The 23,690-nt window shown below is 45.5% G+C and carries 25 protein-coding genes; 2 read left to right on the top strand and 23 right to left on the bottom strand.

The window, feature by feature from the left end; translation table 11 throughout:
- Window positions 1–276: 276 nt before the first annotated feature.
- The 16 genes from gldC to RT717_RS13765 all read right to left on the bottom strand — a co-directional run bounded on the left by gldC (window position 277) and on the right by RT717_RS13765 (window position 13,794).
- Window positions 277–612 (bottom strand): gliding motility protein GldC, encoded by a 336-nt coding sequence (gldC, locus tag RT717_RS13840; RefSeq protein ID WP_317492327.1) that lies wholly within the window; start codon window positions 610–612, stop codon window positions 277–279.
- 10 nt (window positions 613–622) lie between these two features.
- The gene (locus RT717_RS13835; RefSeq protein ID WP_317492326.1) at window positions 623–1,444 is read right to left on the bottom strand and encodes a M48 family metalloprotease; all 822 of its coding nucleotides are present in this window, start codon (window positions 1,442–1,444) and stop codon (window positions 623–625) included.
- Between the two features lie 11 nt (window positions 1,445–1,455).
- Window positions 1,456–2,118 carry a 3-oxoacid CoA-transferase subunit B gene (locus RT717_RS13830; RefSeq protein ID WP_317492325.1) on the bottom strand — a complete coding sequence of 221 codons (663 nt, stop codon included), beginning with the start codon at window positions 2,116–2,118 and terminating at the stop codon, window positions 1,456–1,458.
- Between the two features lie 25 nt (window positions 2,119–2,143).
- Window positions 2,144–2,842 carry a CoA transferase subunit A gene (locus RT717_RS13825; protein ID WP_317492324.1) on the bottom strand — a complete coding sequence of 233 codons (699 nt, stop codon included), beginning with the start codon at window positions 2,840–2,842 and terminating at the stop codon, window positions 2,144–2,146.
- 7 nt (window positions 2,843–2,849) lie between these two features.
- Window positions 2,850–3,782 (bottom strand): bifunctional riboflavin kinase/FAD synthetase, encoded by a 933-nt coding sequence (locus tag RT717_RS13820; RefSeq protein ID WP_317492323.1) that lies wholly within the window; start codon window positions 3,780–3,782, stop codon window positions 2,850–2,852.
- Window positions 3,769–4,470 carry a tRNA pseudouridine(55) synthase TruB gene (gene truB, locus RT717_RS13815; RefSeq protein ID WP_317492322.1) on the bottom strand — a complete coding sequence of 234 codons (702 nt, stop codon included), beginning with the start codon at window positions 4,468–4,470 and terminating at the stop codon, window positions 3,769–3,771. The genes RT717_RS13820 and truB overlap by 14 nt, the downstream gene beginning before the upstream one ends.
- Window positions 4,467–5,258, bottom strand: a complete 792-nt coding sequence (locus RT717_RS13810; protein ID WP_317492321.1) for an undecaprenyl-diphosphate phosphatase — start codon at window positions 5,256–5,258, stop codon at window positions 4,467–4,469. The genes truB and RT717_RS13810 overlap by 4 nt, the downstream gene beginning before the upstream one ends.
- Window positions 5,255–5,470 carry a DUF3098 domain-containing protein gene (locus tag RT717_RS13805; protein WP_317492320.1) on the bottom strand — a complete coding sequence of 72 codons (216 nt, stop codon included), beginning with the start codon at window positions 5,468–5,470 and terminating at the stop codon, window positions 5,255–5,257. Before RT717_RS13805 ends, RT717_RS13810 begins: the two co-directional genes overlap by 4 nt.
- 4 nt (window positions 5,471–5,474) lie before the next feature.
- The gene (locus RT717_RS13800; RefSeq protein WP_317492319.1) at window positions 5,475–6,371 is read right to left on the bottom strand and encodes a cell division protein FtsX; all 897 of its coding nucleotides are present in this window, start codon (window positions 6,369–6,371) and stop codon (window positions 5,475–5,477) included.
- A 77-nt stretch (window positions 6,372–6,448) separates the two neighbouring features.
- Entirely contained in the window at window positions 6,449–7,372 is a 924-nt protein-coding gene (locus tag RT717_RS13795; RefSeq protein WP_317492318.1) for a hypothetical protein, read from the bottom strand.
- Window positions 7,373–7,374: 2 nt separating this feature from the next.
- Complete coding sequence (locus tag RT717_RS13790) at window positions 7,375–7,914, bottom strand: RNA polymerase sigma factor (protein ID WP_317492317.1); 540 nt, start codon at window positions 7,912–7,914, stop codon at window positions 7,375–7,377.
- Window positions 7,915–8,010: 96 nt separating this feature from the next.
- Window positions 8,011–8,655: a ligase-associated DNA damage response endonuclease PdeM gene (gene pdeM / locus RT717_RS13785; protein WP_317492316.1), complete on the bottom strand. Its 645-nt coding sequence runs from the start codon at window positions 8,653–8,655 to the stop codon at window positions 8,011–8,013.
- Window positions 8,656–8,662: 7 nt separating this feature from the next.
- Window positions 8,663–9,082: a DUF2147 domain-containing protein gene (locus RT717_RS13780; protein ID WP_317492315.1), complete on the bottom strand. Its 420-nt coding sequence runs from the start codon at window positions 9,080–9,082 to the stop codon at window positions 8,663–8,665.
- A gap of 56 nt (window positions 9,083–9,138) precedes the next feature.
- On the bottom strand, window positions 9,139–11,607 hold the full coding sequence (locus RT717_RS13775) for a ligase-associated DNA damage response DEXH box helicase (protein WP_317492314.1): 2,469 nt from the start codon (window positions 11,605–11,607) through the stop codon (window positions 9,139–9,141).
- 148 nt (window positions 11,608–11,755) lie between these two features.
- Window positions 11,756–12,832, bottom strand: a complete 1,077-nt coding sequence (locus RT717_RS13770) for a CDP-glycerol glycerophosphotransferase family protein (RefSeq protein ID WP_317492313.1) — start codon at window positions 12,830–12,832, stop codon at window positions 11,756–11,758.
- A gap of 134 nt (window positions 12,833–12,966) precedes the next feature.
- Window positions 12,967–13,794: an alpha/beta hydrolase gene (locus tag RT717_RS13765; RefSeq protein WP_317492312.1), complete on the bottom strand. Its 828-nt coding sequence runs from the start codon at window positions 13,792–13,794 to the stop codon at window positions 12,967–12,969.
- Window positions 13,795–14,034: 240 nt separating this feature from the next.
- Between RT717_RS13765 and RT717_RS13760 the strand changes: the two genes are divergently transcribed.
- Window positions 14,035–16,278, top strand: a complete 2,244-nt coding sequence (locus RT717_RS13760) for a sensor histidine kinase (protein WP_317492311.1) — start codon at window positions 14,035–14,037, stop codon at window positions 16,276–16,278.
- Window positions 16,279–16,353: 75 nt separating this feature from the next.
- Here the strand turns inward: RT717_RS13760 and RT717_RS13755 are convergent, their stop codons facing one another.
- The 7 genes from RT717_RS13755 to RT717_RS13725 all read right to left on the bottom strand — a co-directional run bounded on the left by RT717_RS13755 (window position 16,354) and on the right by RT717_RS13725 (window position 22,010).
- On the bottom strand, window positions 16,354–18,549 hold the full coding sequence (locus RT717_RS13755; protein WP_317492310.1) for a sodium-translocating pyrophosphatase: 2,196 nt from the start codon (window positions 18,547–18,549) through the stop codon (window positions 16,354–16,356).
- A 221-nt stretch (window positions 18,550–18,770) separates the two neighbouring features.
- A complete protein-coding gene (locus RT717_RS13750; RefSeq protein ID WP_317492309.1) occupies window positions 18,771–18,953 on the bottom strand; it encodes a hypothetical protein in 183 nt (60 codons plus the stop codon).
- Between the two features lie 422 nt (window positions 18,954–19,375).
- Window positions 19,376–19,831 carry a hypothetical protein gene (locus RT717_RS13745; RefSeq protein WP_317492308.1) on the bottom strand — a complete coding sequence of 152 codons (456 nt, stop codon included), beginning with the start codon at window positions 19,829–19,831 and terminating at the stop codon, window positions 19,376–19,378.
- Window positions 19,832–19,841: 10 nt separating this feature from the next.
- The gene (locus tag RT717_RS13740) at window positions 19,842–20,105 is read right to left on the bottom strand and encodes a hypothetical protein (RefSeq protein WP_317492307.1); all 264 of its coding nucleotides are present in this window, start codon (window positions 20,103–20,105) and stop codon (window positions 19,842–19,844) included.
- Window positions 20,106–20,173: 68 nt separating this feature from the next.
- Window positions 20,174–20,887 (bottom strand): SDR family NAD(P)-dependent oxidoreductase, encoded by a 714-nt coding sequence (locus RT717_RS13735; protein WP_317492306.1) that lies wholly within the window; start codon window positions 20,885–20,887, stop codon window positions 20,174–20,176.
- Window positions 20,888–20,929: 42 nt separating this feature from the next.
- On the bottom strand, window positions 20,930–21,640 hold the full coding sequence (folE, locus tag RT717_RS13730) for a GTP cyclohydrolase I FolE (RefSeq protein WP_317492305.1): 711 nt from the start codon (window positions 21,638–21,640) through the stop codon (window positions 20,930–20,932).
- Window positions 21,603–22,010 (bottom strand): 6-pyruvoyl trahydropterin synthase family protein, encoded by a 408-nt coding sequence (locus tag RT717_RS13725; protein ID WP_317492304.1) that lies wholly within the window; start codon window positions 22,008–22,010, stop codon window positions 21,603–21,605. The genes folE and RT717_RS13725 overlap by 38 nt, the downstream gene beginning before the upstream one ends.
- A 143-nt stretch (window positions 22,011–22,153) precedes the next feature.
- Between RT717_RS13725 and RT717_RS13720 the strand changes: the two genes are divergently transcribed.
- The gene (locus tag RT717_RS13720; protein ID WP_317492303.1) at window positions 22,154–23,605 is read left to right on the top strand and encodes a phytoene desaturase family protein; all 1,452 of its coding nucleotides are present in this window, start codon (window positions 22,154–22,156) and stop codon (window positions 23,603–23,605) included.
- The last annotated feature ends 85 nt before the right edge of the window (window positions 23,606–23,690 follow it).

Genomic DNA, 23,690 nt, shown 5'->3' with positions numbered 1-23,690 from the left:
AGTAGACCCCATATTAGAATAGTGAAATTGTAATTTTTTAAAATGCTATTTCACCGGTTGAATGGTACGGAGTTGTTAAAAATTGTCACGAAATGCTGCCGGGCCAAACACAGGGGGCCATTATTCTGTTGACGGGTGCCGCATTGAATGGAGTTGCCAGGCAATATCCACCATTGCAAAGTTGGTCTGATGGGTAGGTCATAGGCATCAAATGGGAGGGAAGAAAGGGCGAAACGCTGGATCGGGTAAGGTTTATTCGCAAAAAAGAAGGAGAGCTTATTGCTCCCCTTCTTTTTGCAGGTAGGTGACCAGTTTGTCACATAGTGCATTCATTTCTTGCGACATAAACTCGTCTCCGGTGGCATTGAGCACGCTCTGCGCCATGCCGCCGATGCAGTCTATGTAGAAACGTTTCATATCAGGCACTTCCATATCTTTTGTCCACAAGTCGATACGGAGCGTGTTTTTTTGATCAGCATCCCACAAGGCCAACGCAATTGCATTGGTTTCGCTGAGCTCTTCACCCGCCTTTTCGTCGGCATCCCAGACTATCTTTTCCGGGACCCTGTTTTCGTCCATTTCAACTGTAAAACGTATTTCTGACTTGTTCATTAATGCTTTATTATTCAGGTAAACTATTCTTAAAGTCCTCGTAAGAGGCTGGCGCAAGAGGAGTGGTGTCGCAGCCCAGCTCAGTTGCCTTGGCGTTAATATCTTCCACCCTTGATGCTGGATCCGGGTGTGTGCTTAGGAATTTCGGTGTTTTTCCTGCCTGATTGCTGTCGAGCAGCTTTTGGAAAAAGCTGTAAGCGCCATTGCAGGCATATTTGCCTTCAGCCAGGTAAATGACAGAATACTCGTCAGCCTCCGATTCGTTGTCACGGCTAAATGCCAGGGTGGTTGCATTTCCGGCAACAGCGCCAGCAATTTCTGCCAGCTTTGAAGGGTTTTGCCCAAGGATAACGTTGAGCACGAGCTGAAGACCATATGCCTTCTGCATTTGCTGCATACTGTGCCTTCTGTCAGCGTGCGCAAGCTCATGACCCATTACGCCAGCTAAGTCGTCTTCCTGGTCAAGGTATTTGATCAAACCTGTGTATACATAAATATAACCACCAGGCGTTGCAAATGCATTGAGCACTTCGTCATCATGGATAATATGAATTTTCCATGCAAATTCATCTCTGTACTCAATCTTGCCGCTGTTCAGGATTTCGTCCGTTATTCCCTGAAGGTAGGCATACGCTTCGGCATACTCTGTTTCGTCCAGAACCGGATATTCCGTAGGATTGGCAGCAATCTCATCACTCACCTGCTTACCCAGATCAATATCATTTTGCAAAGAGAAAAAGACAGGCAACCCACCACCATCGTCATCATCTTTTTTACAGGAAACGACGGCTAAAAGAAGACCTGCAATCCAAAAGCTTTTAAGAATTTTCATTTATGTTATGTTTAATTAATCCTCATTTCAGGAATCTCACCTTCCACAATAAGCTTGCCAGCTGTGGAAGCTTTTATTTCTTCCACACTTACGCCGGGAGCTCTTTCGAGCAGCTTGAACCCGCCTTCCGATAGCACTTCGAGCACGGCGAGGTCGCTCACTATTTTCTTCACGCACCGAATGCCCGTCAAAGGTAGTGTACACTCTTTTAATAACTTCGATTGGCCGTCTTTGCTTTTGTGCTGCATGGCCACTATGATGTTGTCTGCAGAAGCCACCAGGTCCATCGCTCCACCCATGCCTTTCACCATCTTACCAGGGATTTTCCAATTGGCGATATCGCCATTTTCCGATACCTCCATGGCACCCAAAATGGTCAAATGTATATGCCCCCCACGGATCATGGCAAAGCTGTCGGCCGAGCTGAAAAGCGACGAGCCGGGTATCATAGACACCGTTTGCTTACCGGCATTGATCAGGTCAGCATCTACTTCCTCCTCAGTAGGGAAGGGGCCTATGCCCAGTAAGCCATTTTCCGACTGCAGCACCACGTCGATGCCGTCAGGCAGGTAGTTGGCCACCAGAGTAGGTATGCCTATGCCCAGGTTGATGTACATGCCGTCCTTTACCTCCTGGGCTATTCTTTTGGCGATGGCTATTTTGTCTAATCCCATTGGTTGAATATTTAAATAGCTGCCATTATGCCTGGCGAATTGTTCTTTGCTCGATGCGCTTTTCGTAGTTTACCCCCTGGAAAATTCGTTGAACGAATACGCCCGGTGTATGAATGTCGTTGGGGTTGAGTGTGCCGGCAGGCACCAGCTCTTCTACTTCAGCAATTGTAATCCGGCCAGCTGTGGCCATCATAGGGTTAAAATTCCTGGCTGTCCCTTTAAAAACCAGGTTCCCGGCAGTGTCTCCCTTCCAGGCTTTTACCAGCGAAAAGTCCGCCTTCAACCAGGCTTCTAGCAAATATTTTTTTCCATCAAATTCCCTTACTTCTTTACCCTCGGCCACTTCGGTGCCGTAACCAGCAGGGGTGAAGAAGGCTGGGATGCCAGCGCCGCCCGCCCTTATTCTTTCGGCCAGCGTACCCTGAGGAACCAGGTCTACCTCCAGCTCACCGCTCAGCAGCTGCCGCTCAAACTCTGCATTTTCTCCTACATAGGAGGAAATCATCTTTTTCACTTGTCTGGTTTTTAGCAGCAGGCCGATGCCAAAGTCATCCACACCGGCATTGTTCGAAATGCACGTCAGGTTTTTCACGCCGCTTGAAAGCAAAGCAGATATGCAATTTTCGGGGATGCCGCAGAGTCCGAAGCCCCCAAGCATCAATACCGATCCATCGTGGATGTCGGCCACTGCTTCTTCGGCATTTTTCACAACTTTGCTAATCATAAACGCATTATTTAAGCTGTTTCAATACGCTAATTGCCTGCTCTCTGTCGATGATCAATTGCTGTTTGAGCGTTTCCAGACTGTCGAACCGTTGGTCTTTTCTCAAAAGCGCCACAAAGTTCACCCGAATTCTTTCACCGTAGATTGACTGGTCAAAGTTAAAAATATTTACCTCAATAGTTTTGGGTGACGCCTTTAGTGTGGGTCTGTTGCCTATGTAGAGCATTCCACCAAAACTCTTTCCTTTGAAATCAACCGTCACCGCATAAATGCCATCGGCAGGGATCAGTTTGAAACTTTCTTCAATGTGTAAATTGGCAGTGGGGAAGCCCAAACCTGTCCCAATCTTGTCGCCCTTCACCACTTCGCCTTCCAGCATATAGTGATAACCAAGAAACTCGTTGGCATGTTCAATATTGCCTTCCATGAGCGCCTTGCGAACCTTGGTCGAGCTTATGCCAATATGGTCAATGTCCTGACGGGGTATTTCTTCGACTTCAAAGCCGTATTGAGAAGCATTTTCCTGCAGGTACTCGAAGCTTCCTTCACGGTTTTTTCCAAACTTGTGGTCGTAGCCAATGATGAGTTTTTTGGTGCCGAGCGCATCTACCAGCACTTGTCTGATAAAGGCATCGCCGCTCAGTTCTGAGAATTCTTTAGTGAATGGAATCTTCACAAGAAAATCAATGCCTGATTTCCTGAATAACTCCTCTTTTTCTTTCCAGGTCGAAAGAAGTTTGAGTGTGGATGCATCTCCTAATATGAATTTTGGATGGGGCCAAAAGGTGATAACAACAGATTTTCCATTGTGGACTCTCGCTTGTTCGCACACCTGTTGCAAAATTGCCTTATGTCCTACATGTACGCCATCGAAAGTGCCGGCGGTAACAACCATGTAGCCATCATGATCAAGCCTTGCAATTCCCTCAACTACTTTCATTTCCTGGCTTTGATGTAAAAATACTGGTGAACTCTTCTATAGTAAAGGCATCTTCAACCTGATAATCACCGATAGAGTTCCTGCGAAGGGCCGACATGTAGGCGCCGACACCAAGTTTTTCACCTATGTCTCTCACAAGACTTCGGATATAGGTGCCCTTTGAGCATTCCACTACAAACTCCACTTCGGGAAGGTTCATATTCAATACCTGCAGCGAGTAAATAGTTACTTCACGTGCTTTCAGTTCAAGTGTTTCATTTTTTCGGGCACTTTCGTAAGCCCTTTTTCCATCCACCTTGATGGCGGAATAGACCGGCGGTACCTGTTGAATAGCGCCTTGAAAACTGTAAAGGACTTCTGCTATCTGGTCTGCCGACAGATGTTGGGTGTCGGTTTCACTGTCAAAAGCGGTTTCCAAATCGACGCTTGGGGTGGTTTTGCCCAGCACCAGCGTGCAGGTGTACTTCTTTCTTTGTTCCTGGATCTGATTGATGGTTTTGGTCGCTTTGCCCGTGCAGATGATCAGCAGGCCTGTCGCCAAAGGATCAAGCGTTCCTGCATGGCCCACTTTCTTTATCCTTATTGTGTTACGGACTTTCTTCACCACATCAAAAGAGGTCCATTCTTTGGGCTTATCTATGCCGATGGTCTCTCCAGCCTCAAAGTCGTAGCGCTTCTTTCCTCTCACAGGCTAACAAATATGGCAATGAGGCCTACAATAAGGCAGTAAACAGCGAAGTAGATCAGTTTGCCTTTCCTTACTATGCTAATCATCCACTGGCAGGCGGCCATGCCTGAAACAAATGCAGCCAGGAAACCTAGTGATAAGGCAGTGGCACTTACCTGACTGGCAATTTCTGGCGTCTTCAAGAAATCAAGCAGTTTAAGAAAAGCAGCCCCTAGGATTGGTACCAACACCATAAGGAAGCTGAACCTGGTTACAACATCTTTTTTGATACCCAGCAGCAGTCCGGTGGAAATAGTAGCACCAGATCTTGAAATGCCAGGAAGGATAGCAATGGCCTGAGCGATACCTATAACGAATGCCTTGGGAAAAGTTAGCTCTCCCTCATTGCTCTTTTTAAAGTGGGTGAATGCCAGTAGTGCGGCTGTTACTATCAGCATAGACCCCACCAGCATGATTCGTCCGCCAAAGAAAGATTCGACCTGATCTTCAAAAAAAACACCCACAATACCTACCGGAATGATGGATAAGGCTATTTGAAAAACGAATTTGGTGGAGTCGTTCCATTGAAACTTAAATAACTCTACGATGAGTTGCAGAATGTCCTTTCTGTAAATGACAACCGTGCTCAATGCTGTCGCTGCGTGCACTACAATGGAGAACAGGAGGTTGTCTTCAGACTGAATGCCGAAGATGGCCGTTCCGATTTCAATATGGCCGCTGCTGCTAACCGGTAAAAACTCGGTCAGTCCCTGAACTAGGCCAAGGACAATGGCTTCCCATATGTTCATTTACTCTCTTTGGGCTGATAAAAAATCGCAAAAAATTCGATGATGAAGCCAGCGAGCACGGTAAGGGGGCCCAGCGTTAACCCGGCAAATCCGAAACCATAAGGCTCAGTATCGAGTGTCATGATGATAAATCCAAGGCACAGTACTAACACCCCGGCAATCATGATGATGTAGTTTATCTTCTGGAATGGAAATTTTTCTTTGTTGCTCATTTCTTCAATATAATTCGTCCAAAGACATTTTCAGATATTTGTTGATAGCTCTGTAAGTGCTGCCGAAACCTACCAGCATGCCTACCAGCAGCAGGCTGCCGAAAAGGATAAGTAGCTCGTCGGTTCGTTGCAAATCTGCCAGATTTTCGATTTTTGAATTGGCATATTTCAAAAGCACAAAAAGCCCAGCACTGGCAATAATTGCAGATAGCAAGCCATAGAACGTGGCTCTCATAAGAAACGGCTTTTGAATAAAGCCGGCAGTAGCACCCACCAGTTGCATGCTTCTGATGAGGAAGCGCTGCGAGAAAAGTGCCAGCTTAATAGTATTGTTAATCAGAATGACAACGACCAGCAATAGGATAGCCGAGAAGCCAATGAGCACCAGGCCGATCTTTGTCAGGTTTTTGTTGATGCTTTCAACGAGGTTGTCGAGATAAACGACCTCAAATACTCCCCTTATGCTTTCCAATTCACTTTTTATCTGGGTGAGCTTTTCAGTGGACTGGTAATCAGGAGTTATCTTGAGGATAATCAAGTCTCTGAGTGGGTTGTCTCCAATGAATTGGGTGAAATCTTCGCCGGTTTCTTTAATAAATTCTTTGGCGGCTTCTTCTTTGGAGATTAAAACTACCTGGCTCCCTTCTTTTTTGGCTACATAGTCTTTATCGGCGAGCGTTTTCTGTAGCTGTATTTTTTCTGATTCAGTGACGTTTTTGTTCAGGTAAACCTGCACCTCAATATTGTCCTGAATGAAGCGGGTAAGGTTGTTTGTTAGCAGGAAAAAGACACCGAACAGGCCCAGGACAAACAAGGCAAGAGATATGCTGAATACCACGCTTACGAAAGGGTAGCTGCCTAGTTTTTTCTTTTTTCTGACTTTCTTCTCGTATGTAGCCATTTGAGCTTTACCGGGGAAAAGCCAAAAATAGTAATTTGCAGCTACTTATAGGGCAGGAAGGGAAATAAAAAGGCGCTTTAATTAAGCGCCTTGTTGTCTCTGAAAATCTTCAACTCGCTGAGAAGATCTTCGTTGGTAACTTTTTCAAGTGTACTAATCTTCTTGGTTGGGTAGCTTAGCTTGTAGTAAACGTCCTGATGGAAGAGGTAAATCCGTTTACCGTCCTTGCTATTGATCTCCAATATTTCGTAAGGAATTTCCTCGAAGTTGCCATACAGGTACAGCCTTTCTTCGTAGAATTGGTATTGCAGCTTGTTGCTGTTGCCAGCCTCAGATTTGACCTCAATATCTATTGGCTTGTTAATTTCAATAGGGTCACTTTCAGCCAGAGCATCTTCTTTGCCAACTGCTTCTACCTCAAACTCCTCATCAGTTTCAAACTCAGCAACTGTTGGTTTTTTAAATGTAGGAGTAATTTCTTCGGTGACAGGTAACGCAACATCCGCTATATCTTCAGCCGCTGTTGCACTGGAGCTTGAAGTAACGGATGCAAGCTGCTGCTTATGTTCAACGGGCTTGGTCGGCGTTTCAACGGAAGGAAGCTCTTTGAGTGCAATGTCAGGGGCGGGTTTATCTTGCTCGACAGAAGTGATTGGGTTCATTTGCCCAATCTCAGGAGCAGGGTTCGCAGCCTCTTCACTAAAGTAGTACATGCCCCCCACCAGCAGGATGGCCGTGCCTACAGTTGCCGCCACTTTTACCACTGCGGATTGGCCAAGGGTGCCCAACACGCCAACTTCTAACGGAACATTGTCCAGCCTGGTCTTTAGTTCGGCCTTACGGAATTCTTTCAAACCGGAAACCATGTCGCTCTGAGTTTTCATTTCAGCTCTAAGCGAGACATCTGAGGCAAGTTTTGATTCCAGGACAGCTTTGTTGCCATCGGAGATGGTTCCTGTCAGGTACTGCTCAATAAGTTCTTTAAAGTCCGTGTTACTCATTCTTAGTCGAGAAAGTCTTCTTCTTTATACCTACTTCTGATCAACAGATCAAGTCGTTTCATGCATTTGTACTTTTTGGTCTTTGCTGTGTCTGTGTTTGCAAACTGAAGTTTCTCTGCTATATCATTCATCGACATTCCGTCGAAATAATAATAAGTTAGCAGCTTTTTGCAAATATCCCCAAGATCGCCAATGCATTCCTGGATAATACGTGCCTTTTCTTCTGCGTCATGCTCCTGAAATTCCTCTCCATCTTTCTCTTCACTTGAAAGCCGACTTTTCCTGTCCAGCTCTTTTCTCCATTGATTGAGACAGATGCTGTACAAAAAAGTACTGATTTTGGAGGTCATCACAAGATTTCCACTCACAGCCTTTTGCCAAAAAACGATCAAAGCCTCCTGAAATACATCCTTCGCCTCTTCCTCTGTACCATTGTTGGACAAGACGATCTTCGTCATCATCCTGTAATACTTCCTGTACAAGTAGTCCAGAGCCGTCTCGTCACCCTTGCTTATTTTTGCAAGAATCTCGTCATCTTTCATTGGCGGCTTTTGCTTTAATACTGAAATAGCTGGTCAAGTAACCCCCCAGGTTTATATTAAGAAATTGTAAAGTTATAAAATGTAAATTAATGCTTTTCATTGAATGGTGATGATGGAAGTGGGAGTTACAGCAAAAACTTTGTCTTGTTTGCCAGGGGAAATGGCAACGTACCCTGTAAAATTACCGAATGCTGGCAACAGAGCCCCTTTCTGGCCAAAATAAAAACAAGGGATGCGCACACCCTGTCTTGCCTTTCCCTGCAGGCTTATGCCGGGGTGGAGGTGACCGGCAAGGTTGTACCCGAAGCTGTTTTCAGTCGGGTGGTGACTCATGAAAAAGGGGCCCAAAGTAAGTTCATCTACAGCATCAACATTAATTTTCCTGTAGTTGCTGGTTGCAATAATGTCATGATTGCCCATTGTAAGGGTAACCTCCAGCGCTTCATATTGATTTCGCCAAATGGTGAATGCTTCCCACTCATTGTTTTTGTCGCTGTGAAAAAGATCTCCCAGCATGACCAGTCGCTTTGGTTGATACGTGTTCAGCAGGAGATCAAGCCTGTCGAGATCCTCAACGTGAACTTTGGATGAGATGGGGATGCCTGCTTTTCGGAAGTGCCCCGCCTTGCCGAGATGCAGATCGGAGACAATCAGGCACTCCTGCTCTTTCCAAAAGATGGATTTATGAATAGACAGTACCAGCGATTGTTCAAGCAGGGTGAACTCCAATGAATCCTTCACGTATTGTTTATTCCTGTGGCAGCCACGTTTGGGTTCTGTAGAGAAAGTAGAGATAGCCTCTGACTTTTAGTTCATTGCCCTCTCTCCATATTTTACATTTGTAGATGTTCCCATTTTCAGGATCCATTATTTCACCACCGTCCAACTCACTTCCATCTTTTTTCATATCGGTGATGATATTCATTCCTATTATTTTTTTGCCCTTTCGGTAGTCTTCACATTCGTCACACACAGGGTCTTGTTCTTCACCGGGTTCCCTGAAAAGCTTAATGATTTTACCGAAATACTTTCCCTCGCTCTCATATATTTCCACTATTGATCGCTTTTTGCCTGTGTTGTCGTCAATGGTTACCCACTGGCCCGTTATTGACTGCGCCTGAGAGAGGCAGGAACAAAGCAAAAGGGCAATAAAGAAAAGGATTCGCATAATGAGTGATGATGTTTGCTTAAATATAGGGAAGTAGAACAAAAATAAGCAATCTGCTAGCCCTGGCTGTCGGCAAATTTCTCCAGCTGTTGCTGTAGTTTTATCACCCTGTCCTCAATACTTTCAGTAGTGAGCCTTTCCCTTAGCGACTCTACCATGATAGGAAAGGCAAAGGGGCTTGGCCGGGGAGGGTACATCAGGGTGATTTGCTGGGAGTTGATTCTGTCTACGGCCTCCAGCAGTCTGCTTTGCTCCATTTGAAGGGTGATCACTTCATCCATCGCCTGCTTGAGAAGTAGGTTTTCCTTGTCGTAGTCCTCAAAAACCTTGTAGATGATCTGCGAGTTGGCTTGCAAGTGTTTGTTGGAGATCGTTTTTCCAGGGAAGCCATGAAAAACAAGGCCAGCGATGGAAGCAATATCCCGGAACCGTCGGCGGGCCATTTCCGACTCGTTGATGCTGTGGTGAATGTCTTCCAATAGTTTGGTGGTGGAAAAAAGGTCCAGCTCCAGTGCCTCCTCAATGGGAATTGGTTCGTCAGTCAGCAATTCGAAACCGTAGTCGTTCATGGCAATGGAAAAAGAGATCGGGGCAAGTTTACCAATTCTGTAGGCGACAAGACCTCCGAGCACCTCGTGTACAAACCTACCTTCGAAAGGATAAATGAAAAGGTGGTGCCCGAAACGGCTTTCGACTTTCTCGATGAGGAGCTTGCCGGCGTCAGGCACTATCGACCACCGTTGCTGCAGTTCGATGATAGGCCGGATAGTTTCCAGTTCTATATCGCTGAAGTCGCCAAGGGCCGCTTGCTCCAATTTTTGGCGGATGAGGATGGACAGTTGAGAGGAGAGGGGCATTCTCCCACCGCCCCAACGGGGTATCAGCCCACGTTTTTTCTTCGCTTTTCTTACAAGCACCGTCATGTCTTTGATCATGATGAATTCAAGATTGCGGCCAGCAAACCAGAATACATCACCTCTTGTGAGCTTCGAAGCAAAGCTTTCTTCCACAGTGCCAATATTGCCACCCGTCAGGTATTTGACCCTGAGGGATGGGTCGCCAACGATGGTGCCGATGGACAACCTGTGCATGGTAGACTTTCGCCTGTCGGTTACCCGATAAACCCCATCAATTATTTCGACCTTCGAAAACTCATCGTATTCACCGAGGCTGCTGCCACCAGTGGTAATAAATTGCAATGCCCATTGCCACTCTTCCTGGCTGAGGGTGCTAAAGCAATAGGTTTGCTTTACTTCGTTAAGAATGATGTCGGGTATAAAGCCCTCACCCACGGCAAGTGTTACCAGGTATTGTACCAGCACATCCATGCACTTTTCCAGCGGTTTTCTGCTTTCATAGTAGTCTTTGTCAATGGCTGAGCGAAGGGCGGCACCTTCGATCAACTCTAATGAATGGGTAGGCACAAAGTAAATCTTACTTGTAGCGCCAGGCTGGTGACCACTTCTGCCCGCTCTCTGCATGAAGCGGGCGACACCCTTGGGCCCTCCGACCTGAATGACGGTATCTACCGGTCTGAAGTCGACGCCAAGGTCAAGGCTGCTGGTGCAGACTACCAATTGCAGCTTGCCTGCATGCAAAGCCTCTTCAACCCATTTCCTCACATTGTTGTCCATGCTGCCATGGTGCATAGCCATGGCACCGGAAAGGTGTGGGGCTGCGTGCAAAATCTGTTGGTACCAAATCTCTGTTTGAGAGCGGGTGTTGGTGAAAAGTAGCGTGGTTTTGCTATTTTCGATGATTGGCAGCACTTTGTCCATCATTTTTACACCGAGGTGCCCTCCCCAGGGGAACTTCTCTGCCTCGTCGGGCAGCACAGAGATCACTTCTATTTTTTTGTGAATATTGGCTTTGATAGCTACACTGCCTTGGAATAGCGTTGGCCCCAGCAGCACCTCCCGGGCCTGATCGAGGTTGCCAATGGTGGCCGACACGCCCCATATTTTGAGGTTGCCCGGGTTGGTGGCCCGAAGCCTGGAAAAGGCCAGTTCAATTTGAACCCCTCTTTTAGTGCCCAGAAGCTCGTGCCACTCGTCGACGATGATGGTGGTAAGCGATTTGAAATAATTGACAGCTTCTTTTTGGCTGAGAAGTAGGTGGAGACTCTCGGGTGTGGTGACCAGGCATTCCGGCGCTGATCTCTTCTGTTTTGCCCGATCTGAAGTGCTGGTGTCGCCTGTTCGGATGCCGATTTCCCAGGGAATTTCGAAGTCGGTGCACATGCCCTCCATGGCTAGTTGAATATCTCTCGCCAGTGCACGCAGTGGCGTGATCCAAAGGACTCTCAAGCCGTTCTTTCTGGGTTTCTTATAGTCGGCGGGATGTTCTCTCATGTACTCAAGCAGGCACGGTACCCAAAGCGCATAGGTTTTGCCACTTCCGGTGGGTGCATTGAGTAAACCGGATTTCTCCTGAAGAAAGGCACGCCAGGTATCAACCTGAAAATCAAATGGCTTCCAGCCTTTTTTGACAAACCTCTGCTTTCCGTCGTTGATAAGGTTTTCCAATGAAGTTTTACGGTGTGTGAGGTCGAAAATGAATGCTGGCTATCAAAACGAATCTATTAAAAAAAGTGAGGTTTATTTACAGCAAGCGGCAAAGTATTGTAAATTAAATTGGGACCGGCTGGATTGGTAAACAGGCTGTTGCCCGGTCTTAAACCTGCACCAATGATGTGCCGGTGTGCAGGTTATTTTCTTGCAACACTTTTAGAATTTCTTCTGCCGCTCTGTCGGCTGCTCTTCCATCGAGCGCATAAAAGAATTTCTTATTGGCTGCTTCCCGAGCCTCTCCAAGGGTGTCGTTATTTAACGATTCTTCAATGGCAATTTTTGCTTCATCAAATGATTGGACGGAAATGCTAATGGAGCTTATCAGCTCCTTGATGTCTTCTGTTAACCTGGCGCCTGTATCTACCTTGAAGGAGACAATAGGTTTGTTGAAGGCACAATACTCACCAATGATGCTACTGGTATCAGAAACCAGAACGTCAGACAGCATCAGGTAGGGGACAGTATTGTAGCTATCAATATAAACGATGCTCTTTTTGCCACGTATGCTATCCCTGTATCGTTTGCTCATAAACGGATGGAGGGTCACCATCACATTGTAGGTATCGCTCAGCTCTTCTATCCTTTCATGCCATAGGTGGACAGCCGACATGCCCGACTTGTCCCAGGTGGCGGAGAACATCACGGTGGGTTTTGCTGGATCCAAATGCAAAGACTTCCTTAGTTCCTCAAGATAGGTATCGTCAATTTCTCCATTAAAAGCTTGGTCCAGTTTCGGGCACCCTATAGCCACCCCGCATTTTACACCAATTTTTTCTGCCATCAGCTTGTGCTCCTGAGAGGTCATAAAAAAACGCTGAAAAACGTTGTACTTTTTAGCCTTGATGAACTTTTTGAACTGGTACACACCATGCGCCATGCCTATTTTGATCACATTGTCAATGGGGAATTCGTGCATGGCATGTCTGGCCATTATAACGACATCAGGAAAGGACGGCCAGGATATGGCTGCTACCCCGAGAGATTCAAGCTCCTTTTTTATGTGTGCGTTTTTCGCAACAATTCGGGATTGCGGAAACTTTCTAATGACCGGCTCCATAATGAAGTAGTCCATCATTTCTCCTATGTAAAAATCTATGACAGGGTTACTTGAGTCAAATAGTTTTTTAACCTTCCAAAAAAGGTAATAGGGGGATGTGAGGAGATACTCCGATAATTTCATGAGGCGCCAAAATGCATCAAATGTTATGCAATTTCAACAATTATTTAATATCGAAATCTTGAACGGAGGTTTTGATGGCGTTTTTCCCGGAAAGTAAAACTGTTAGCCGTGTTTATCCAGCAAAATCCGAAGGGTTAGAACAGGAAAAGTACTGCACTGGGAAATTCCCTTTCCCAAAACCAAATTTTATGTTCGCCATCTTCATGGATAGTGAAGTTTACATTTTCAGATGGGATGTATTTTGTGAGTGCTTTGAAAAGCGCCTCATTGTCTGCCGGAAAATTCACTTCGCTATTAAGCTCATTTTTTCCAACAACGCCAAAAACCCGAGCGTCTTCCATAACGAGCTTGTGGCTCGCCTTTGACAACACAGAGTCGGAGTTGAAATGCAGAGCTGCCGAAAAAAGAGCTGCCTTTCCAAATACCTCAGGATACTGGGTAAGCCCATAAAACGCTGCAAGACCTCCGAGGCTTGCACCCATAATAGCAGTGTTGGAGCGGTCTTTTTTCGTTCTATAAAGGCTATCGATGTTTGGCTTAAGCGTATGAACCATAAAGTCCAGGTATTGCTGGCCTTTCCCTCCCGCTCGCAACGAAGAGTTGGCATAGAGGCTAAATTCGTCTGCTCTTGTCTCCTCATTGCTTTGAATGCCCACCACAATCACTCCTTCAAATCCCTCTTTCTCAAGCGCTCGCAGGTTTTCATCCACATGCATCTCTTGTGTGTAGCCTTCTGGTTTTTCAAAAACCCATTGCGCATCTTGAAAGTAAACAACCGGATATTCCTTTTCGGTTGTCTGGTAGTCGGCAGGAAGATAGAGCCAGATTGTCTTGGTTACGTCCAGCTCAGGGCTGTACACGTCAAAGGTGAGGTAGCTCTTCTTATCCTCCTCATCTTTGCACGAGGAAAGCACCAGAATCAATGCGAGACACGGAAAAACAAGTTTTTTTATATACTTCATTACTACAAGATTAACATCTTCCCTTTATAAGTCACTTATTTTTCCGAGTTTAATGTTCGAAAAAGTTTGTGGAGTGAGCACCGTTGAATTGGCTTTTTCAGCGTCAGTTGCTAATGACGATAACAAACATGTACATTTAAAGTTATACAGATCAGTAAAGTATAGATGTCTTCTTTCAAAGAACCTTCTTACAATTTTTTTCCCTTCCTAAGGAAACAAAGGCTTAAGGTTATTCTAACCGTGCTGATATCACTATTGATTTTGTTAGTAGGTGCTATATTAAGTGTATGGACTTTTTATCAAAACAAAAAGACGGTAACGGAACGGGTGATTTCAAACGAGCTTCCTGTCTTGGTTGACTATGCGGCTGTGCGGTTCATGGAGAATGTCAGCGAGGCGATTCATGTGTCAAAATATCTGGCGAACAGCCCATTTGTTAAAGATTGGCTTGTAAACGAACAACCAGATACGATACAGATTCTAAGGTATTTGAACCAAATTGGATCGAGCGAGAACATTGTTAGTCTCCATATTATCCCAGTTGAGAACCCGGTTATTATTTCAAATTATTGGCCTCGGAGAAAATTGACCGACGCTGCAGATCCTTTTTTTAAGAAATTCCTCACTAGTGACAATTTTCGGGAATTCAACATAGACATTAACAAATATGTGAAGCACAAACAATTGCTTTTCTATGTCAACAACAAGATTATTGGGGATGACGGTAATGTGCTGGGGCTGGCTGATGTGGCCATGCGGCTTGATAAGTTTAGTTCAGTAATTGCCTATGATAGCCTTCAGTCTATTGGTCAGCTTTACATTGTCGACCGCAGTGGTACCATCAAACTTCATAACGACACGACCAGGATTGGGTATAGTAGTTCTGAGTCAAATGGATCAAATATTAAAAATGAGCCAGGCTTGGGTAAAGTGGCGGACGACATACTCAGCGGTAGAGTGTCAATCGCTGAGTTTCAAAGGGAAGGAAAAACTATTCTGTTGATGACGAGGGTTTTACCGGAATTTGACTGGCTGGTAGTTGCTGAAGTGCCCAAGGAAGATTTCATGGCTCCGTACCTGAATATGCTGTGGAAAAACCTAATAATGAGCATCTTAGGAGCTATTATAAGCGTAGTCTTGGTAGTGGCTATTACTTCCCGATGGGTGATAACACCTCTTATGATGCTGAAGAGCGGACTAATCAACTTCTTTCTTTTTTTGAATGGCGACCGAACTGGTTATGAAAAGATATCGGAGAGAGGAAGCAGGGAAATGAGAGACATGGCCCATGAGATAAATGGGGAGGTCGACAGGATCAAGGCTAATCTTGAAAAAGATCAGGCCCTGATTATGGAAATGCAGTTTCTCATTGAACAGGTGAACAATGGCGTTTTTTCCGTGAGACTCAAGGAGCATGCGGCAAACCCTAGATTAAGAAGGCTGAGGGCCGACATTAATCATATGCTTGAGCTACTGAGCGCAAAGGTTGGCGATAACCTCAACGAAACATTGAAGTCACTACAGCAATACGCTAACCTTAATTTTTCCGACGCTTCAAAGAATAAGAATTTGGGTGAGTTGGGAGCACAGGTTCATAGCATGGGCGCCTCGTTGGAGAATGCGTTGCATGAAATTAAGTCGCAAAATAAGGAACTGGAAGAAAAGCGAGTTAAAGTAGATGAGCAGAATAAGTTTATCGAGTCCCGCAACAAGGAACTGAGCAATGTAAATGCTCAAATTAATCTGATTAACTCAAAGCTGGAAACGTTGGTTGAGGAGAAGACCCTTAACCTGCAAAAAGCTTACCGTGAGCTCGACACTTTTCTCTACCGGGCCTCACATGATTTGAGACGCCCTTTGACGACTTTAAGAGGGATTGTCCAGCTGGTTGAGGACAGAAATACTGACGAGAAAGTAGGAGAGCTCTACGGGTTGATTGATAAGGTCATTAGCGGAATGGACAGCATGCTTAAGAAGCTAATTGCTATTAGCTATGTTTCCAGTACCGAATTAACATTTACTCATCTCGACAGCGACTCGTGTGCCAGGCTGGTGGAGAAAGTTTTGAGTGGTTTTCAAGACAGGTTGACTGATTATAGTACAAAAGTGACCGTAAGTATTGCTCCTGATTTAGGCTTCAATGCCAGCGAAGACCTGGTAGAAAGCGTGCTCGCAAACATCGTAGAAAACGCCTTGATATTTTCCTCAAAAGTAGAGCCGGTACTCGTTGTAAGCTTTACTAATGGCCCCAAAGATCATGTACACCTTACTGTAGAAGATAATGGCGTGGGTATTCCCCAAAATGTGCAGGACAGGTGCTTTGATATGTTTTTTAAAGGCAGTCAGTTGTCGCAGGGAGACGGCCTTGGTTTGTATGTTGTGAAGAAAATAGCTGACAGGCTGGGGGCCGCCATCGTGCTGAAGAGTCAAGTTGGCAAGGGTACCACTATTGTGGTGAAGTTCCCAAGGGAGCACTCAGAATAAGGCAAAAAAATGACCCGCACCAGAAAGAGGCACGGGTCATGTAATTTTCTTGTACGGCTTTATCGAGGCTCGGTTTTACTTAACCTTTTCAAGTACTTTCTCCACTTTCACACTGATCTCTTTTGCAGTTTGCTCATTGAGCTGCTGGTCTATCGACGCTGTGTGAGGTTTTTCGGAAATATGTGGCGCAATGATGAGCGCTACGATAGATGTAAGCTTGATAAGAATGTTCATCGACGGTCCGGATGTGTCTTTGAAAGGATCACCAACTGTATCGCCAGTCACTGACGCTTTGTGGGGCTCGGAGCCTTTGTACTCCATCTTGCCGTTGATTTCAACACCCTTTTCGAACGACTTTTTGGCGTTGTCCCATGCACCACCGGCGTTGTTTTGGAAAATCCCCATCAACACGCCAGAAACTGTGATACCGGCTAGTGTACCCCCGAGTACTTCAGGGCCAAAGCTGAAACCAACGATGATCGGCGTCAGCAGTGCAATAGCACCAGGAAGCATCATTTCACGAATGGAAGCTTTGGTTGAAATGGCCACGCATTTGTCATATTCTGGCTTTCCTTTGTACTCCATGATGCCAGGAATTTCCTTGAACTGACGACGCACTTCGTTCACCATGTCCATAGCGGCACGACCCACGGCAGCAATGGCAAGGGAGGAAAATATAAATGGGATCATTCCGCCCACAAACAAGCCTGCAAGCACGTCAGCTTTGTAAATATCGATTGAGTCGATTCCAGCTACACCAACAAATGCTGCAAAGAGGGCAAGTGCTGTAAGGGCAGCCGAAGCGATAGCAAAACCTTTTCCCGCTGCTGCGGTAGTGTTACCAACTGCGTCCAGGTTGTCGGTGCGTTCACGAACTTCTTTAGGAAGGCCACTCATTTCAGCGATACCTCCGGCATTATCCGCAATTGGGCCAAAGGCGTCGATGGCAAGCTGCATGGCTGTAGTGGCCATCATACCAGCAGCCGCAATGGCTACTCCATAAAGACCAGCAAATGAGAACGAGCCGTAAATACCGGCTGCAAGAATCAGAATAGGTAAAACTGTTGACTCCATGCCAACAGAAAGGCCACCGATAATATTGGTTGCATGACCTGTAGAAGACTGCTGAACAATAGAGTTAACAGGCTTCTTGCCCATGGCAGTGTAGTACTCCGTCACGATGCTCATCAATGCGCCAACCACAAGGCCAAGCAGGATGGCGTAGAACACATCCATGTTTGTGAATTCATATCCCCGGATGGAAAGGCTGGCAGGCAGCATGTACTTTACCAGAAAGAAAGAACCGACGCCAGTCAGGAAGATAGATGACCAGTTGCCCATGTTCAAAGCTGCCTGAACACTGGAAGTTTCACTTTTGATGCGGACAAAAAATGTTCCCACTATAGAGAAAACAAGGCCCATACCAGCAATGATCATCGGCAGCAAAATAGGGGAGAACCCACCGAAAGCATCGGCAGAAGCATCGATTTCTTGTCCTAATACCATGGTGGCAAGAATGGTGGCCACATAAGACCCGAAAAGGTCAGCGCCCATACCGGCTACGTCACCCACGTTGTCGCCCACGTTGTCGGCGATTGTTGCCGGGTTACGAACGTCGTCTTCGGGAATTCCAGCTTCAACTTTACCTACAAGGTCGGCGCCTACGTCAGCGGCTTTGGTGTATATGCCGCCACCAACACGAGCGAAAAGGGCAATAGATTCGGCACCTAAAGAAAAACCAGCTAACACTTCAATGGCAGTTTTCATTTCAAGGCCTGTAGCCGCAGCGCCTTCTGGCACGAAAATCTGAACTAATACAATGAACAGTGAGCCAAGGCCCAATACAGCCAGCCCAGCCACTCCAAGGCCCATAACGGCACCGCCGTTAAAAGAGACCTTCAAGGCTTGCGCCAGCGAGGTTCTGGCGGCTTGCGTGGTTCTCACATTTGCTTTTGTGGCGATATTCATACCTACCCAGCCGGCAAATGCAGAAAGAACGGCGCCTATTACAAAGGCGATGGCGATGGTTGGATGAGAATCAGGAACAAGAGTACCTGAATAGGCCAGCAGAATAGCAGCAATTACCACGAAATAGCCAAGCACTTTCCATTCTGCTTTCAGGAAAGCCATGGCTCCGTCGGCGATGTAACCAGCCAATACCTTCATATTGTCATCACCGGCATCTTGTTTCGATACCCACGACGATTTCATGATCATTACGATCAATCCTAAAATCCCCAGAGCAGGGACTAAATACACTATACTGTTCATGGTCAGTTTTTAGTTCAATGAAAAGTTGTTAGTCCTTAACATATTATATGTTAAGGCTCATTTCAGGGGCGCAAAAATAGCTGAGTAAATTGAAAAATTTCAATATAATCAGATGATTTTTGGATACTTAGTATTTCCCGCACTAATACGCCTGTGGAAAGCCACATTTTTTAGTTAGGCAAGATATCGTCTATCCGTTGTGGTGTTTTTCCGGACTTAACTTAAGTGAGCTGAGCTATTTTATCCATGGAGAGGTTTAATTCTAACTTGCCATGATTGACAACCTGAGCTGCTTCAGGGTTGAGAGAACCGTCTGACCCGACACAAAAATGTGGCACCAGCGCTTCTTTTATGGCTTCAATAACGAGTTCGGCACTGTTGGCGTTGATAGTATGCACTTTCACAAGCCCGAGACCTATTTTTATTGCAGCTTCCTTTACATGGGGCGAAGAAAAGCTTCCAATGAACTCTGGCGTTAGTCCGGTGGCTCAAATTCACTTTCTCCATATCTTACGATGGTTTGCTGTGTCCGTGGCACAGTCTTTTCTGTGAAATGATTCAGGGAAAATGAACTGGCAGCCAAAATGTTCTCGAGGGAGTGTCCCGAAACAGCATGCAGTCTGAAAAGTACGCCAATCAGCGGAGGAGTTGCACCTACATGAATCATCTTAATGAAGACTGCCAGATCATTTACTCTTAGCAAACTTCTGCTTCAAATCAGGGCAACGCTTTTGAATCCCGTTAGCGAATTCATAAAGCTGCGCCTGAAAGGACTTTCTATCGAAAGGATGTCTTCAGATTTGTGGCAGTGAATAACGGGTATTATTCATGTCCGAATGGCTTCCGGAATGTTATCGCAATACTTGATGTCCAGTTTTTCAACTGCTTCAGGCGACATTTTGCCAGCTAGCTGCCCTCGTTCAATGGCAACTGCCGTCTTGAACCAGTCCAAATTCGGTAGTATTTTTCGATGTTGAAGTAACCCATAGCGCATCATTTCCTGTTTCCAATAAAGGAAATACCACTCCATTGAAGGCTGGTGAAATGTGCGTAGTGATCTTTTATCAAAAATGAATTTTGTAAAATCTCCATTTTCGATAAGAGCAGAAATTTGTTGGAAAATGGATCGAAAATGCTCTATTGGTACATAGTCCGAAAGTAGCTGGCAAAGCACGACCTTCAAGTCAGGGTGATAGACAACTCTTGCCCAGCGGTTCTCGAAACGCAGTTGGAAACCCATTGCTTCCTGGTCGACTTCTTTCAAGTTTCTTGTAGCTTCCATAGGCGTGACTTTAATGGCGGCTTTCTTTTAAGCGTGCCTTGTCCTGGATAATGTCTTCTTTGAATGCCTTCATGTTTTGTTCAAGCTTCGACGCATAGTCGAAAGCCGATTTGAGCATGCTTTCCTGGGAGTTTATCTGCTCTTTCAAATAGTCAAGTTCTTTGTTTAGCAATGATATCCTTTGCTCATACTGGATTCTAAGCCTTTCTTTCTCTAGTTCAAGCCTTTTTAACTCAGTTTTAAAAATTAGGAATGCTTCCGGAGGACTGGGCATGAATATTACATATTGAGTGATATACTATATATCTTTAAGATTCACCGAATTGTTTTGAAGAATTGAGATTAAATTGGTCTGATGCTCGACATTCCGCCGTCAAGGTGCAACACTTGCCCTGTGAGCCAACCGGCGGCGGTAAGAAGATAAATAACGGTTTCCGCTAGCTCTTGTGCGGAGCCTATGTGTCCCATCGGGTTTCTTTTCTCGGCACCGCTGCGTTTTTCTACAGACGAAAGCAGGCCAGCTGCCAGCGGAGTGTCCACAAGGGAAGGTGCAATAGTGTTCACCCTAATTCCGTGACTCACCCATTCTGCAGCCAGCGATTTGGCAAGCCCCTCAACGGCTCCTTTGGCCGCTCCTACCGAAGCATGAAAGCTCATGCCCTGCGATACTGCCACTGTGCTAAAGAGTACGACACTAGACTTATTCGCAGCTTTTAGAGACGGGTGGACCTTTTGAAAGGCTTTTACTGCGCCGATGAGATTAACGCTGAAGTCAAGATTGAAATCTGCCTCAGCGAGACGGTGAAATGGCTTCAAATTAATAGTGCCCGGGCAGTACACAAACCCATCAAGTACTTGAGGCAGCGAGACTTCTGACCAGTCTCCTATAGTGGCGTCAAATTGGTGGTGCACCAGATTGGCATGAGTCAAGGGATTTTCTGACCTTGAAATACTGTGAACGAAATGCCCCAGTTCAAGCAGTTTCTTCACTACCTCAAGTCCAATGCCCTTCGACCCGCCAACGATCAGATAGCTTTTTGCATTCCCGTTGCTCATTGGTAAATAGTTTTTTGGTGTAGCTTATTGCTACTTCACTAACTATTTACCATTGAGATTGTTGGGTGTATTGATGTAATTCAGAAATTCTTTTTTGGTGTTTTCATCTGAAAACTTGCCACTGAAATGTGCAGTACCTGTCCTGCTGTTTGTGTCACCTACTCCACGTGAAGAAACACACATGTGCACGGCATCTACTACAACTCCCACATTGTCTGTCTTCAAAATCTTTTTGAGCTCATTGGCAATCTGCACGGTCATTCTTTCTTGTACCTGAGGTCTTTTGGCATAATACTGAACAATCCGGTTGATTTTGGACAAGCCGATCACCTTTCCGCTGGATATGTAAGCCACATGTGCTTTACCATAAATAGGTACGAAATGATGCTCGCAATAAGAATAGAAGGTAATGTCACGCTCTACCAGCATCTCGTTGTACTCGTATTTGTTGTCAAACAGCTTTGCCGTAGGCTTATTTTTTGGGTTTAATCCGCTGAAAACCTCTTTGACATACATTTTAGCCACTCTGTTGGGAGTGCCTTTCAGGCTGTCGTCAGTAAGATCCATGCCGAGAATGTGCATAATTTCCCTGAAATGCTTGGCAATAAGCTCCATTTTGAGATCGTCGTCCATCTCAAAAGCATCCGCTCTCAACGGAGTTTCATAGGAAGTAGCAACGTGGTCGTCGTCCAAATCATCTATGTCCAATGCCTGGCTAGGCTGGGTACTCAACAAAGTTTCTTTCCGTTTCATAAAGGGTAATTTTTAAATCAAATTTGTTGTCAATTCTGGCTCTCAACAAGTCATAGATCACGATGGCAATATTTTCAGCAGTGGGATTCAACGAGCGAAACTCTTCCACATCGACATTTAGGTTTTTATGGTCAAATTTTTTTGTTACGTGCTCCTTTACCAGGTCACTTAACACTTTCATGTCAAATAGGTAGCCTGTTTCAGGGTCAGGTTCTCCCACTAGTTTTACCACCAAATCGTAATTGTGCCCGTGGTAGTTGTCATTATTGCACTTTCCAAAAACCTTTCTGTTCTTTTCCTCGCTCCAGGCAGGATTGTTGAGCCTGTGCGCCGCATTAAAATGTTCTTTTCTATAGACTGCTACCTTCATTCAGGAGTATTTGAAATGGTATAAACGTTTATTTGGTAAATAAGTGCAATAATTTGTGTTAATAGAATCAATTACTCAGCAAACATTATGAGGAGTCAACTTGTTTAATTTTTTTGACAATATATTAAACAATCCTTCAGAGAATGGAGAATAGATTTGATGCATGTGTGGTGGGAAGCGGAATGGGTGGTTTAACAAGTGCTGCACTGTTGGCTCAGAAAGGACTAACAGTGGCTGTGCTGGAGCAAAATTACCTACCAGGAGGATGTACAAGCTCATATTGGCGCAAGGGTTTCGTTTTTGAAACTGGTGCCACCACACTGGTTGGGCTGGATAAAGGGATGCCGTTGAAGTATCTGTTGGACAAAACAGGTATCCACCTGCCTGCCAGAAAGCTTGCTTTGCCCATGCAGGTGGTGTTGGCAGATGGAACAATCATTAACCGCTATGAAGCTATTGAAGATTGGATAACGGAGGCCGAGCGGATTTTTGGAAGCAAAGGCCAACGCCCATTTTGGGAGTTTTGTTACGATGTCAGCCGGTTTGTGTGGGATGCCTCACTTCGATTCAGGGAGTTTCCTCCTTCATCCTTTTATGATCTGGTAAAATTGGCTTTCAGAGCACGTATAACTGACTTTAGCTATGCGAGATGGAGCTTCTCATCTATGGCCGAGCTTCTGCAAAAGCATGGGCTTGACCAAAATGAGCGATTTGTTGCATTCGTTAATGAACAGTTGCTCATTACCGCTCAAAATCGGATGGAGGAAGTAAATGTATTGTTTGGAGCAACAGCCCTTTGCTACACTAACTATGGCAATTACTATCTGGATGGAGGCATGATCAATCTTATTAACCCCTTGGTAGACTATATTGAAGGCAAGGGAGGAGTAGTTGCTTTGAAGTGTCGGGCGGAGAAGATAGCAACAAACGGTGAGAGATATGTCATTGACACTTCAAAGGGTACTTTTGAGTCGAATTATGTAATCGGGGCTGTTCCAATCAATAATCTCCGGGAAGTATTTCCCCAAATTCAGCGAAATGGAGTAAAGGACATGCCATCAAAGACGCTAAATAGTGCCTTTCAGCTTAGCATAGGTTTCAGGCCCAGGAAACACTTCGATGCCATTCACTACCAGATTCACCTGCACGCACCGTTAAGTGGGATAAAATCCAAAAGCATTTTTTTAAGCTTAAGCCACCCGCTTGACGAAACCCGTTCGGATGTGGAAGGCCTGATGGTAGCGTCGGTCACAACGCACATTCCGCACCCCGAAGGCACTGAAATTGCCAGTGATATTTTGGAAAAGGAAATCATCGACACCCTTGAGCACCATAATTTTCTGGACCGAAAGGACATCGTTTACAAACACAACTCGGGGCCAAAGGCGTGGGAAAAGTGGACAGGAAGAAAATGGGGGTTCGTGGGGGGCTACCCGCAATACATGAAAATCCGGCCATGGCAAATGCTCAACGCCAGACTTGGACCAAAAAGAGCCTACCTATGTGGTGACACGTCTTACCCTGGGCAGGGGATTCCGGGGACAGTGTTGAGTGGCATCATTGCGGCTGAAAAACTTTCCAGGGATTGGCTCTGAATTTTCTTCTATCCAAACATTTTTTGTGTTAATCTTGCTTTCTCATACGCTTTCGGAATTTTTCACCGGAAATGGGGGTTTCACT

The sequence above is a fragment of the Imperialibacter roseus genome (genome assembly GCF_032999765.1).
GTDB classification, from domain to species: domain Bacteria; phylum Bacteroidota; class Bacteroidia; order Cytophagales; family Cyclobacteriaceae; genus Imperialibacter; species Imperialibacter roseus.
The sequence above is the reverse complement of the archived record's forward strand: the minus strand, read 5'-3'. Positions and strand labels throughout refer to the sequence as shown.

What these genes read in the sequence shown, in the direction of transcription:
- gldC (WP_317492327.1), bottom strand. Translation starts at nt 612, where the DNA reads ATGAACAAGTCAGAAATACGTTTTACAGTTGAAATGGACGAAAACAGG.
- RT717_RS13835 (WP_317492326.1), bottom strand. Translation starts at nt 1,444, where the DNA reads ATGAAAATTCTTAAAAGCTTTTGGATTGCAGGTCTTCTTTTAGCCGTC.
- RT717_RS13830 (WP_317492325.1), bottom strand. Translation starts at nt 2,118, where the DNA reads ATGGGATTAGACAAAATAGCCATCGCCAAAAGAATAGCCCAGGAGGTA.
- RT717_RS13825 (WP_317492324.1), bottom strand. Translation starts at nt 2,842, where the DNA reads ATGATTAGCAAAGTTGTGAAAAATGCCGAAGAAGCAGTGGCCGACATC.
- RT717_RS13820 (WP_317492323.1), bottom strand. Translation starts at nt 3,782, where the DNA reads ATGAAAGTAGTTGAGGGAATTGCAAGGCTTGATCATGATGGCTACATG.
- RT717_RS13810 (WP_317492321.1), bottom strand. Translation starts at nt 5,258, where the DNA reads ATGAACATATGGGAAGCCATTGTCCTTGGCCTAGTTCAGGGACTGACC.
- RT717_RS13805 (WP_317492320.1), bottom strand. Translation starts at nt 5,470, where the DNA reads ATGAGCAACAAAGAAAAATTTCCATTCCAGAAGATAAACTACATCATC.
- RT717_RS13800 (WP_317492319.1), bottom strand. Translation starts at nt 6,371, where the DNA reads ATGGCTACATACGAGAAGAAAGTCAGAAAAAAGAAAAAACTAGGCAGC.
- RT717_RS13795 (WP_317492318.1), bottom strand. Translation starts at nt 7,372, where the DNA reads ATGAGTAACACGGACTTTAAAGAACTTATTGAGCAGTACCTGACAGGA.
- RT717_RS13790 (WP_317492317.1), bottom strand. Translation starts at nt 7,914, where the DNA reads ATGAAAGATGACGAGATTCTTGCAAAAATAAGCAAGGGTGACGAGACG.
- RT717_RS13780 (WP_317492315.1), bottom strand. Translation starts at nt 9,082, where the DNA reads ATGCGAATCCTTTTCTTTATTGCCCTTTTGCTTTGTTCCTGCCTCTCT.
- RT717_RS13770 (WP_317492313.1), bottom strand. Translation starts at nt 12,832, where the DNA reads ATGAAATTATCGGAGTATCTCCTCACATCCCCCTATTACCTTTTTTGG.
- RT717_RS13765 (WP_317492312.1), bottom strand. Translation starts at nt 13,794, where the DNA reads ATGAAGTATATAAAAAAACTTGTTTTTCCGTGTCTCGCATTGATTCTG.
- RT717_RS13755 (WP_317492310.1), bottom strand. Translation starts at nt 18,549, where the DNA reads ATGAACAGTATAGTGTATTTAGTCCCTGCTCTGGGGATTTTAGGATTG.
- RT717_RS13745 (WP_317492308.1), bottom strand. Translation starts at nt 19,831, where the DNA reads ATGGAAGCTACAAGAAACTTGAAAGAAGTCGACCAGGAAGCAATGGGT.
- RT717_RS13740 (WP_317492307.1), bottom strand. Translation starts at nt 20,105, where the DNA reads ATGCCCAGTCCTCCGGAAGCATTCCTAATTTTTAAAACTGAGTTAAAA.
- RT717_RS13735 (WP_317492306.1), bottom strand. Translation starts at nt 20,887, where the DNA reads ATGAGCAACGGGAATGCAAAAAGCTATCTGATCGTTGGCGGGTCGAAG.
- folE (WP_317492305.1), bottom strand. Translation starts at nt 21,640, where the DNA reads ATGAAACGGAAAGAAACTTTGTTGAGTACCCAGCCTAGCCAGGCATTG.
- RT717_RS13725 (WP_317492304.1), bottom strand. Translation starts at nt 22,010, where the DNA reads ATGAAGGTAGCAGTCTATAGAAAAGAACATTTTAATGCGGCGCACAGG.
- RT717_RS13720 (WP_317492303.1), top strand. Translation starts at nt 22,154, where the DNA reads ATGGAGAATAGATTTGATGCATGTGTGGTGGGAAGCGGAATGGGTGGT.